Here is an 11,528-nt window from a genome sequence, read left to right as displayed (position 1 = left end):
GACAAATTCTCGCTTCGTCGATCCAACGGATGGTGTCACGTACCTGGGCAACATCTTTCAGGAGCTCATAGTGGACATCGACCAGCGGGCCGATCGCCTTTGCGGCGGCATACGGGGACTCGAACTCATCGAGGCGCTCCAAGCCAAGCGAACGGCCTTGTCACGAACCTCAGGCGGGTAACGCTTCGACATGATGCAGACCATCTTCCTCAAGAAAGGAAGCGGCCCCAAACCCGTGACGGTTCAGTTCAGTCCTACGCGCCGCCCTGCCGGGCGAGGTCGCGGCGGCGTGCCGGCATCGGGTCGGGGCGTTCACCTGTGAGGTATGTCTGGATGACCGGGGCGAGCCAGGAGATGACCTCTTCGCGCGGCATCGAGACCAGTGGCGGGAAGGTCAGTACGTACCGGCACAGTGCCATGCCCAGCATCTGCGATGCCGCCAGTGCGGCCCGGACCGGCCCGTCGCGGGGGTCGTCGCTCACCCGGGTGATCACCGGCTGCAGCTGCGCGGCCAGGATCGAGCGCATCCGTTCGGCCACCGCGTCGTTCGTCACCCCGGCGCGCAACAGGATCAACAGGGCCTCGTCGCGCTCCCAGCGTTCGAGGAAGTGGGTGACCACCGCGGCGCCGATGCGTTCACGTTCGATCGCGGCCAGATCCGGCAGCTCCAGATCGAATTCGACCGCCGCGGCGAACAGCCGCTCCTTGGTGCTGTAGTAGCGCATCACCATGGCCGGATCGATGGCCGCGTCGGCGGCGATAGAGCGGATGGTGGCGCGGTCGTAGCCGTCGGCGGCGAATCGCTCCCGGGCCGCGGACAGGATGGCGGCTTTGGTTTCCGTCGAGGACCTTCTCATGCCAACAAGTGTAGACAACAAACGTTGACATCGCCGGAAAGTTATCCGGCAAATGAGCAGAACGGGTCCTGGACCGAGGCTGCCGAGAACTGCATGGTGGTGGACACCTCGACTATTCGCGGCGGCGTAGGGGGTCGGTCCGTGACCGCCCCGACCATCCGGCCGGCACCGGATCATGCAGCTAGCACCCCCGTGCGCTCCCTCGCGCCCCCGCCGGGGAAAAGCGTCCCGGGCCGGTCGCGCGACTGCTGATCGCCGCCTGGATCAAATCCCGGGCAGCGTCACCGGTTACTGCCTGGCGGGCGAGGATATCGAACGTCCGGTGATAGATCTGGATCTGGCGTGGCTGTGTGATGGCCAGTTCTGCGGCTATGCCTTCGACAAGCACCCTCCGGGTGTCGAACATCATGAACCCAAGCGTCGCCGTTTCGAATGGTGCTGTCGACGGCACGATTCCGAAGGTCACTCGCGGCATGCCCTGAACCGCGTACAACCGGTCCAGCTGACCGATCGTCGTCTCGTCATCTCCCACAGTGGTGTAGAGAGCCTGCTCGGCGATGACGAAGTGGAACAAGTGGTCCCGATGGTACAGGACCCGTTGTCGCTCCATACGTTTCGATACCCCGGCGTCCAGGTCGTCGGGAGGCCGGTGGAATTCGATCACCTTCCGAAGGATTCCCGTCGCGTAGTCGGCGGTCTGGAGAAGGCCGGGGACAAGTGTCGGTTCGTACCATCGGAGTATCCGGGCCTCGGATTCCATTCGATCGACGCTTGCTGGCGTCGTTTGGTGCCGGTGCCGAGAATCTTGCGCCATGCGAGGGAAGCGGAGTCGATGCTCTGCCGGGTCGCCACCAGGTCCGCCAGCTGATCTGGCGCGTCGCACTCACGGCAGTATGCGGCGACACCGTCGTGCGAGGGAGGGTGAGTTGCTGTGGATCGCAGTGGTACCTGTGTGCTCCGGCGTTCGGGGTGTCCCGCTTCGTCTCGGACAAAGAACGCATCCGTCCGGAGGCACACGCGATGATCGCCCAGTGCGGGGCGGCTCCGTCCCAGTTCGAGGTCGAGCCGGAACTCGGCCGGGTACTGGACGAAGAGGCTGCCGAGAACATTCGGTCAGTGGCGAGCAGCGCCGAGCATCCGGCCTCACGGGGCTCTGAGCTGGGAGTCCCGGCCGATCTTTCCTGTCCGCGACCGCCGTTCAGGTGAGTGCGGCTTGGGCACGGGCCAGTAGTTCGCACTGGTTGCGCCAGTCGCCGCCCGCGATGCCGAAGACCAGATGGTGGGCACCGGCGTCCTGGTAGGCGGCTATGCGTTCGGCTGCCTCGGCGAGGGAACCGGTGATCGGGATCGGCAGGGTTTCCTCGAGTGATCGGCCGTAGGCCCCGGTGATTCCGGCGGCGATCTCGGCGCGGGTGGGCAGGTCGGTACCGGTGCCGAGGACTCCGGTGGCGCCGATGGTGACCGTGGGAGCCGGTCGCTGGCGCCGGGCGGCGATTTCGGCGATTTCGGCGAGTCCGGTTGCCACCCGCGCGGGCGGTATCAAGGACGGAAACCAGCCGTCGCCCAGTAGCGCGGCGCGGCGGCGGGCGGGTGCGGAGTAGTTGCCGACCCAGATCGGCGGGACCGGTACGGACGGTGCCAGTTCGAACTCGGCGCGCCCGCGTGCATCCGGGAGCGTGACCCGTGCACCGGAGAGCAGTGCGGGTAGCAGGCGCAACGCGGTGTCGGTGCGCGGGCCGCGCTCTTCGTAAGGCATTTCTGCCGCCGCCCACCGTGCCGATCCGCCGCCGGATCCGACGCCCAGCAGTAGCCGGCCCGCGCTGAGGCACTGGAGGCTGGCGATCTGCTCGGCCGCCCAGGCCAGGGGCCGCAGCGCCGGAACGAAAACACTGGTGCCGATGTGGATCCGCTCGGTCACGGCGGCAGCGGCGGCCAGCGCGACGGTGACGTCCAGGGTGGGCGCGCCGGTGCCGAGGTGATCGCCGTGCCACACCCCGGAAAGCCCGAGCTGTTCGACGTGGCGGGCCGCAGTGGCGATATCCAGTTTCTGAGCCGCCTGAGTCTCGATCGAGGGCAGGATGACACCGATTTTCACGGGACGAGCACCACCTTGCCGGTGGCGGTGCGCCGTTCCAACGCCGTTTGCGCCGCCGCCGCGTCCCGCAAGGAAAACGTCTGTACCGCCGGGAGGAGCCGCCCGGCGGCGAGCTCGGCCAGCGCCCGCTCCTCGAGACCGCGCAACCCGCCTGGGATCCCGGTGATACTCGCGCCCAGGGCCACGACGGCGGTCAGCTGTCGTTCGAACAGTTCTGCCGAGGTGAACCGCAGCGGCTCCCCCGCCGACCAGCCGAACGATACGACCCGGCCGCTGGCGCCGAGCAGGTCGAACGCCGCCCGGCCCACCGCCCCGCCCACACCGTCGAAAACCACTGTCACCGAACGATCCCCCAGCGCGGCGCGCACAGCATCCGGCCAGTCCGCGGCAGTGTAGTCGACCGCGGCCACCGCCCCGGACCGCCGGACACACTCGACCTTGCGCTCTCCGCCCGCCGCCCCGGCAACTGTTGCCCCGGCCCGAATCGCCGCCTGCACCAGTAGGTTTCCGATCCCACCGGCGGCCGCGTTCACCAGCACGACATCCGCGGCGACGAGCCGGGCGTGATGCAGTACCCCCAGTGCCATCCGGCCGGTGCCGACCATGGCGACAGCGGCCTCGTATCCGGTGCCCTCGGGTATCTCGTGCAGCGCAGCGGTATCGGCCACGGCCAGTTCGGCGTAGCCACCTCCGGCACCGGCGCCGAGGTGGACCACCACACGCCGGCCCAGCCAGCGCTCATCGACCTCGTCGCCCAGTCCGGTGACGACTCCTGCTACTTCCCGCCCTGGCGTCATCGGCAGCCGTGGCGGCGAAACAGGGCCCCGGGTGTCTCCGGCGCGCAGCACCGTATCGACCAGGTGCACCCCTGCCGCACGCACCTCGATCAGCGCCTGCCGCGGGCCCGGTGCCGGGTCGGGCACCAGTTCGTACACCAGTTGTTCCGGCGCGCCGAACTCGTACTGCCGGATCGCGTACACCTCAGCTCCTCGTGTTCCCGGTGGTAGCTGTCGAACCGATCAGCCGGTAGATGATCGGCTGAGCTGCGATCTCGTTGGCGGCGAAGTTGGCCAGCACGAAGGTGCGGAAGCTCGGCCGCAACAGCAAACTCGGCAGGAATGCGCGCACCGTGGGCCAGGATGCGTGGTTGACGAGGGTGTAGTCGCCGGGCTCGCCGTGCAGCGGGCGCATCGGCACCGAGTCGGGCAGTGCGGTTTTGCGCTGGAACCAGCCCGCGGTGTAGCGCCAGACGTCGAAGACGGTGTCCTGGTCCGCGCAGTGAAAGTAGTTGAAAAGGAACCAATTACCCGGATCGTGGTCTACATCGGCGATCCGGGCCGGGCTGCTCGCCGCGATCCGGTGCACGTGCCGGGCGTTACCGGTCAGCAGCGCCACCAGTTCCGGCCAGGCCGGGTCGGCTCGCACCGCGTCCAGATCGGCGACTGTGCGGGTGCGCACGAGGACGACGATGTCGTAGCGGGCCGGGCGAACTCCGGCCCGGCGCAGCAGTGCGCCGCCCTCGCCGGGAGGCCGTAATGCCGCCCGGAAAGCTGTCGCCTCGAGGACATCGGCTCGGTTGCCCAGCCGCGCGCAGAGCGGGCCGAGATGAGCCGAGACGTGGCGTCGCGATCGTGCGGGACGCGGGAACGGTCCGGCCCAGCCGCCTGTTTCGGCGGCCAGCAGGAGGAATCCGTTGTCGGTGGGGGTGGTCAGGCGCGCTTTGACGGCCAGGTGCTCATTGACGATTTTCACGGCGAGTTCCGTTCGCGGGAGCGGGTCAGCGGCGGTCGAGTCCGGACAGGCGCCATGCCAGCCGATTCCGGACGGGCGCGGCCTTACCCGCCAGCGCCATGACGGTATTGCGCATCGGCCGCACCCGCGCCGACGCGGTCGCCAGGTCGGTGAGCCGGCTCGCGATGGACACCACCGCTCCGGCTGTGCGGTGGCGGCTCTCGGCGTATTCGTCGAGCAGGGCCTCCGGCTCACCGGCCAGCACGCGGGACAGGGTCGTGGCGGCCGTCACAGCATCCTCGATACCGAGGTTCATCCCTTGCCCACCGGCCGGCGAGTGCACGTGACCGGCATCCCCGGCGAGCAGGACCCGGCCGTGCCGGAAGGTGTCGGCGATGCGGTGGTGGACGCGGAAACGCGAGCCCCACACCAGGTCCTCGACCACGACCGGGTGCGCCTGCGGGCCGCGTTCGTCGAGCAGGCCCTGCACGAACGCGATATCCGGGTCGTGCGGTGCCTCGTCCACAGTGGCCACGATCCGGTACATATCGTCGGGCAACGGCGCCACCACGACGAGCCCGGCCGGCGAGAAGTACAGGATGACCTCATCGGTGGGCACTCCACCGGAGAGGCGGACATCAGCGAGAGTGAACGATTCGGCATAGGCGCCGCCGGTGAACCCGATACCCGACTGCTCCCGTACCAAGCTGTGCATACCATCCGCCGCCAGCAGATACCGCGCGCACAGCGGCGCGCCCTCCGACAGGATCGCGGTGACCGAATCCGATTCCTGCGCGATGCCGGTGACCGTGGCCGGGCGGGTGACCTTCCCGCCGAGTGCGGTGAGCCGTTCCAGCAGGAATTTCTCGGTGTCAGCCTGGGAGATCATCAGCGTGTACGGGTAGGCGGTGGGCAGTTCGCTGAACGGCACTGCCATCAGCAGGCGGTCACGGTCACGGATCGCGAACGTGGGGGTGTGCACACCACGGTCCACCAGTGCCGGGACCACACCGTAGGGCTCCAGCATTTCCAAGGTGTGCGGATGCACCACCGCCGCGCGGGAGGTGTTGGCACCCTCGGCCTGCCGGTCGATGACCACGACGTCGTGGCCGAGTTGTTTCAGCACGACCGCGGCGGTGAGGCCGACCGGCCCGGCTCCGACGATCAGCACGTCCGCGATGTGGTTGTTCATGACTACTCCTTCAGGTCAACGCTTGTTGTCATCAAAGGTAAAAGGCGGGGTTCGCGTTTGTCAACGGTTGTTGGCCTGCGTCGTTCGGATCGGTTTTCGCTGAGCACCGGCGGGCGACCGCGACATACGCGCAAGCGAACGTGGTGGCGCTCCGCAGTCGGCACGGTTCGTCACCACAAGCTGCCCGCTCGCCGGATCGTCGCGGTTCAGCGCAGGAATGCGGCGATCAGCGGGTTGGTTTGCGCGGGGCAGTCCTCGTGGACGGTGCGCCCGCAGTCCGGGAGGACCGTTGCGGTGGCATTCGGGATGCGTTCGGCCAGACGACCGGCCTGGGATGCGGGCAGCCAACTGTCCGCGCCGCCCCACAGCACGAGTGTGGGCGCACTGACCCGCCCCAGACCGGCATCGGTGAGCCGGTAGTCCAGATTGCGCCACAGCGACAGGAATCCGCCGCGGTTGGCGGGACGGGAGAACGGCGCATAGAGCTCGTCGATCACCTCGTCGGTGACCAGGTGCTTGTTCTGGAAAGTGCCGCGGATATTGTCGGCGTAGAACGACCGGGTCGTGAGATTCGTTGCCAGTTCTCCCACCAGCGGTGTGGTGAACAACGGTGTGACAGGGGCCTTTTCGGCGTCCAGACCGGGCGAGTCGAGCAGGACCAGACGCTCGACTCGGTCGGGGTTCTGCTCGGCGAAGTACAGGCTCCAGGCACCACCCCACGAGTGGCCCACCAAGGCGGTGCGCTGCAGGCCGACCGCATCGAGGAAACTCGCCAGCGCCTGCGACATCGCGGGCAGGTCGTAGGCGAAGTCACCGCGATACAGATCGGTGAATCCCTGACTGGGCAGGTCGACGGCGTAGACGGTGTGCTCGGCCGCCAGCACCGGGATCATGTCTCGCCAGGAGTACCCCCACAGCCCGCCACCCGCGACGAGCACGACGGGTGATCCGGTCCCGGTCCGGGTGTAGTGGAAACGAGCGAGGTCGGTATCCACGTAGTGGGATTCCACCCGCGATAGGTACTGCGACTGGTAGTCCGAGGTCGGCGGCTGTCCGTACGCCACGGGAACGACGAGAGCGGTGAGCACGCCGACCAGCACCGCGGCGATCGCGGCCACCCTTTTGAATGCCGGTTTCGATGTCATGATTAGCTTTCCGATCAGTGGGACCTGACATCCCTTGGACGAGCTTTCGTGTGCCGGTGTGACGGGTCATGAGGCAGATCACATCGCGGCCCGCGTGGTTGCGGTCTCGCCTACCGGTCGCCGACCGGTTCGGTCGCGGGCAGCAGGGCCGTGGCGGCGGCCCATGCTCGGGCGAGCCCGAATTCGGCCACGCCGCGGATCAGATCGCGGAAGGTGCCGTCGGTGGCACCGTCCGCACGCGCCAGCTCCGCATGCAGGTGTAGCGACTCGCCGAGGGTCTGGTAGAAGATGTCCACGACCAGGCAGGCGAGCGCCCGCTCCCGGACACTGAGATGCGGGCGGGACCAGCGCTGGGCGAACTGGTCCTCGGTGAAAGCGGCCAGTCCGGGATCCACGTTATGCAGAGCGCGGACCGCGCGGGCGAGGGCGCAGTCGGGTGGCATCGGCGCGACCGGATCGGTGTCCGTCGCTTCGGGGAGCCCGAGTTCGGCCAGACGCTGTAAGGCGGGAACGACGATGGGATAGCCCACATACGGGGCCAGATGCCGGAACAGCTCCCGGATGGCCTCGGGTTCGACCCCATGGGCCGACGCCATCTGGACATGCATGGCCAGTGGAAGATCCAGATGAGGGTGGCACAGGTCGGCGGTGAGACAGGTGAAGACCTTCTCCCGCGGAGTCAGGTGCGTGAGGCCCCAGAGGTTGTGGCCCACTCCGACGGCGAGCTGGGCGAAAACAGGATCGAGGGCGGTCAGAGCATCGGCTCCGGCGAGCTGGGTCATGGTGTGATCCGTTCAGGAAAGGCCGAGCGCGCGCAGGCGCACGGCGTCGAGGGTGTACTGGGGAAGGACACGGCCCAGGGTGCTCATCAGCCGCGATTTCTTGCCGACCGGGTAGCGAGCGCGGGGTTTGCGAGCGGTGACGGCGTGCAGGATGGCGCGGGCGACCACATCGGGGCTGGAGCCGGTGCGCTCCTCCTTCAACGATGCGGTGGTCATGGCCCGATAGGCGTCGCCGTACAGCCTCCTGCCCTCGGCACCGATAGCGGCCAAGCGCGGTTCGACCTCGTCCTCCAGCTTGTCCACTGCGGCGGTGTGGGTCGAACCGGGTTCGATGAGCACCGCGGTCACTCCGTGCGGCTTGACCTCCATCCGCAGGGCATCGTCGAGCGAGCGGATGGCATGTTTGGAGGAGCACAGCGGCCCGCCGAACGGCAGGGTGATCCAGCTCCCCACCGAGCCGACGGTGACCACGCGTCCGCGGGCGGCACGCAACATGGGCAGCATGGCCTGCGTGACGGCTATCTGCCCGAACACGTTGACCTCGTACTGCCAGCGCAACGCCTCCAGCGAAACGAACTCCACGGGGCCCGTGACTCCGACACCCGCATTGTTGACCAGCGCGTCGAGCCGGCCGAGACTCTCGGCCACCTCGGCAATCCGGCCGGCATCGGTCACGTCCAGCTCGATCGGCGTCACCGCTGGACCGAGCGCCGTACCGTCGGCCTCCTTACGCACCCCCGCGTAGACGGTGCAGCCCTCCCGGGCCAGCAGCAGCGCGACGGCCCGACCGATTCCGGTCGACGCACCTGTCACCAGAACAGTTTTCGACATCCCTTATCTCCCTCGGTCCAGTTACGGCAGTCGTCGACACAGTCCACCGTCCCGCCGTGAGTCCGGCACATGGTTGCCGGCGTTCGCCTGTACCAGCTGAGCGGCGGCATACGCATCGAATCGACGACGGGCAGCAGGGGCGGTGCCGCCCGAGCGGGTTCGGATCCGCTGTGTACGGCTGGAAACAGTAGGGAGATCGCGCAGCCGGCCGCTTCCGTCATATGACTCAATGACGTAGGTGCCGCATGAGTCGCCCGGCATGGGCATGGGCACATCGAGCCGAGCGGGCTGCGGTTCTCCGCCCGCACCGAGCCGGCATTTCGATCACGACGGACGGCATCGCGTGAGCCACGGCAGGTAGTGGCCGGGCTCGGGCAGGGCGAAGGTGAATCGCAGGAGGGCGGCACCGGCTGCTGTCGCGTGCACATGCGCCGGATGCGCGCCGTCGCTGCTCCTGACCACCAGATGGCCGGGCATGTCCAGCCAGGGCGGTGCGGGCCATCGGTCCCGATCTCGATCGTCACCGGGCTCCCGGCGCGCGGCTCACCTGGAAATAGCCGGGGCACAACGATATTCCGGTCCGATGGGGGCTCGCGTGGAAGGAGATGAGTTCGTCCATGCGGCCGGCAAGGACCTTCGCCAGCCAGTGACGACCAGTCCGGACCGAGGCCGTCGCACACCCACCATCGCTGGGGAGAGGTGGCAGGAGTTGACGAGATCCGGGTGGCCTTCACCGGCGCTCGACGCGGACCTCACCCCACCGGGGCGGCTCATCCAGCAGCGCCCCCCGGTTGCCGGCCAGGAAGCGATCGAAGAAGGCCAGGGTGTACGCGGCCACGATCTCGTGGCCGCGCGCCACCGATCGGGCCCGAGATCCCCAGCCGCTCGGCCAACGGCGTCCAGCTAGGCGCATCGACGTAGGGAGCGCATCAGTCACCCGACGTAGGGCGATCGGCGCGTCGAGCCGAGCGCGCTGCGGTTCGCGGCGCCGCTCACGTCGGACCGACATTCCCACCCAGCCCGATCTTCCGGCCCGGTCTCCCAGTTTCGTAACGGGCGATTCCGAGGCGACGGCGTTGCCGCACAACCGATCATCTCCCGCCGGGCACCCAGTCTCCACGGGACCCCCGCCCGCCGTTGATGGTCTCGTGATCGCTTGTGGGACACGTGGGGACGACCTCACGGTCATACCGGCACGCTTACGGTGATCTGCGTCGTCCGCAGATCCGCCCCGGGTTCGAATTGGACAGTGTGTCCGCAACCCTCGCGGATAGTCGCCGATCCTTGCACTGCGACCACTGCGTGTCTCCCTGGGCTGGAATACCCGCCGGTCAGCTCAGTCCAAGAGCTTGCTCAGCTCGGCACGGGAGGAGATGCCCAGCTTGGGGAAGGCTCTGTACAAGTGGGAAGCAACGGTGCGCGGGCTCAAGAACAGCTGGGCGCCGATCTCACGGTTGGAGGCTCCGTCTCCGGCCAGCCGCACCACTTGCAGTTCCTGCGGTGTGAGGGCGGCCAGCGGGTCACCGGGGCCGGGCGGGTGGACGGCCACACCGGTGGCGCGTAACTCGGTGGCGGCCCGGGCGGCCCATGGCGCGGCGCCGAGCCGGTCGAACGTTTCCAGGGCCGCGTGCAGGTGGATACGCGCTTCGGCGCGACGCCGGTGGCGGCGCAGCCACTCCCCGTAGACCAGCCGGGTGCGTGCTTCTTCGAACGGCTGTCGCCCCTCGGCATGCAATGCCAGGGCCCGCTCATACAGTCCCTCGGCCTCCTCGCCGGAGGCGACCAGCGCGCGGAGCCGATGGAGTACGGCGAGTTGCACTGTCCGGCCGGTGGCCTCGGCCCACTCCGAGTAACGTCCGAGCCGGTCCCAGGCATGCTGCGGATTTCCGACCCGGACCGCGGCCTCGATGTAGTCCGGCCAGAGGTACCGCCACAGGAAAGCATGCCGGGCGGGGCCGGTCAGCGCCCGATCCATCCGCTCGAGCACCGCGCCATAGCGACCGACACCGAAATCGCGCATCACCCGCGCGCTTTCGGCCCAGCAAACGCCCGGCATCCACCAGTGCGGATCGGCATAGCGGATCGCCTGCTCGGCCATCACCTCGCATTCCGCCTCCGCACCACCCACCGCGGATAGCCAGGCGTGCACACCCGCCAGGTAACCCCGCCACATGGGCTGGCCGATATCGGAGGCCAACGCAAGGCCCGCTGTCACCGTCGCGCGGGCGGACCGGTGCTGGCCGTCGAGAAGTTGAGCAATGGCCAGCAGCAGCATGGCCTGTGGCATACGCCCCAGCCGCCCTTCCTCTCGGTACTCTTCGACGAGCTCGGTTGCGTCGTCGCGCATCCCCTCGATATCGGCGCGGGCCAAGCCCTGGAAGTTGATTAGGAATCGCAGCTCGGGCGGCAGATGTCCGACACTGCCGGGGGCCGGGTAGACGACCGTGGTCACCTCGTCGCCCTCCAGGATCAGGCGGAACGCACGGACGATGGCCCGGACCAACGCCGGAAGTCCTTCGCCGTCCGGGCACAGTTCCTCGACACGGCGGGCCAATTCCAGCTGGTCCGGGTGCGTGGCGCTGGCCCACGCGTAGTAGGCGGCCATACCGAGCAGCGGCAATTCCATCGGCAGGCCGCCGGCCGCCTCCACTCCCTCGAGCAGGAGCCGCACACCCTGCAAGGGCCGCCCCGCCTCGACCGCCAACCTCGCGCGCACATAGGCGAGCTCGGCCGGCACGGCCCCCGTCAACGGCGTCGACCCGGCCCGGTCCCAGGCGCAGTCAACCAGGTCGCCCGCACGCTGCCACAGCCCCGCCTCGATCGCCGCTTCGGCCGCGGCGGTCCACCGGCGCACGGCCCGGCCGGGATCGGTGGACAGCTCCGCCGCGCGCGCCA

Annotated in this window: 11 protein-coding genes; all 11 read right to left on the bottom strand. The window is 68.5% G+C overall.

The features are described from left to right. Window positions 1-254: 254 nt before the first annotated feature. A complete protein-coding gene (locus NL1_RS04290) occupies window positions 255-857 on the bottom strand; it encodes a TetR/AcrR family transcriptional regulator (RefSeq protein ID WP_067834527.1) in 603 nt (200 codons plus the stop codon). A gap of 181 nt (window positions 858-1,038) precedes the next feature. Then, window positions 1,039-1,617: a DUF5753 domain-containing protein gene (locus NL1_RS04285; protein ID WP_067834526.1), complete on the bottom strand. Its 579-nt coding sequence runs from the start codon at window positions 1,615-1,617 to the stop codon at window positions 1,039-1,041. Between the two features lie 438 nt (window positions 1,618-2,055). Continuing rightward, window positions 2,056-2,952, bottom strand: coding sequence for an LLM class flavin-dependent oxidoreductase (locus NL1_RS04280; protein ID WP_067834524.1), 897 nt, complete (start codon window positions 2,950-2,952; stop codon window positions 2,056-2,058). Then, complete coding sequence (locus NL1_RS04275) at window positions 2,949-3,932, bottom strand: zinc-binding dehydrogenase (protein WP_067834522.1); 984 nt, start codon at window positions 3,930-3,932, stop codon at window positions 2,949-2,951. The genes NL1_RS04280 and NL1_RS04275 overlap by 4 nt, the downstream gene beginning before the upstream one ends. Window position 3,933: 1 nt before the next feature. Further along, window positions 3,934-4,704, bottom strand: coding sequence for a hypothetical protein (locus NL1_RS04270; RefSeq protein WP_067834519.1), 771 nt, complete (start codon window positions 4,702-4,704; stop codon window positions 3,934-3,936). A 25-nt stretch (window positions 4,705-4,729) separates the two neighbouring features. Further along, window positions 4,730-5,875 (bottom strand): FAD-dependent oxidoreductase, encoded by a 1,146-nt coding sequence (locus NL1_RS04265; RefSeq protein WP_067834517.1) that lies wholly within the window; start codon window positions 5,873-5,875, stop codon window positions 4,730-4,732. Between the two features lie 206 nt (window positions 5,876-6,081). After that, on the bottom strand, window positions 6,082-7,020 hold the full coding sequence (locus NL1_RS04260) for an alpha/beta fold hydrolase (RefSeq protein WP_084510295.1): 939 nt from the start codon (window positions 7,018-7,020) through the stop codon (window positions 6,082-6,084). A 110-nt stretch (window positions 7,021-7,130) separates the two neighbouring features. Continuing rightward, window positions 7,131-7,802 carry a carboxymuconolactone decarboxylase family protein gene (locus tag NL1_RS04255; protein WP_067834513.1) on the bottom strand — a complete coding sequence of 224 codons (672 nt, stop codon included), beginning with the start codon at window positions 7,800-7,802 and terminating at the stop codon, window positions 7,131-7,133. 12 nt (window positions 7,803-7,814) lie between these two features. After that, entirely contained in the window at window positions 7,815-8,633 is an 819-nt protein-coding gene (locus tag NL1_RS04250; RefSeq protein ID WP_067834511.1) for an SDR family oxidoreductase, read from the bottom strand. 730 nt (window positions 8,634-9,363) lie between these two features. Further along, entirely contained in the window at window positions 9,364-9,492 is a 129-nt protein-coding gene (locus NL1_RS39875; RefSeq protein WP_281180774.1) for a hypothetical protein, read from the bottom strand. A gap of 477 nt (window positions 9,493-9,969) precedes the next feature. After that, on the bottom strand, window positions 9,970-11,528 hold a 1,559-nt coding region (locus NL1_RS04245), incomplete at its 5' end, for a helix-turn-helix transcriptional regulator (RefSeq protein WP_218024351.1).

The organism is Nocardia lijiangensis NBRC 108240 (assembly GCF_001613045.1).
Classification (GTDB): domain Bacteria; phylum Actinomycetota; class Actinomycetes; order Mycobacteriales; family Mycobacteriaceae; genus Nocardia; species Nocardia lijiangensis.
Note: the sequence above shows the minus strand (reverse complement) of the source record. Positions and strands in the feature narration are given on the sequence as shown.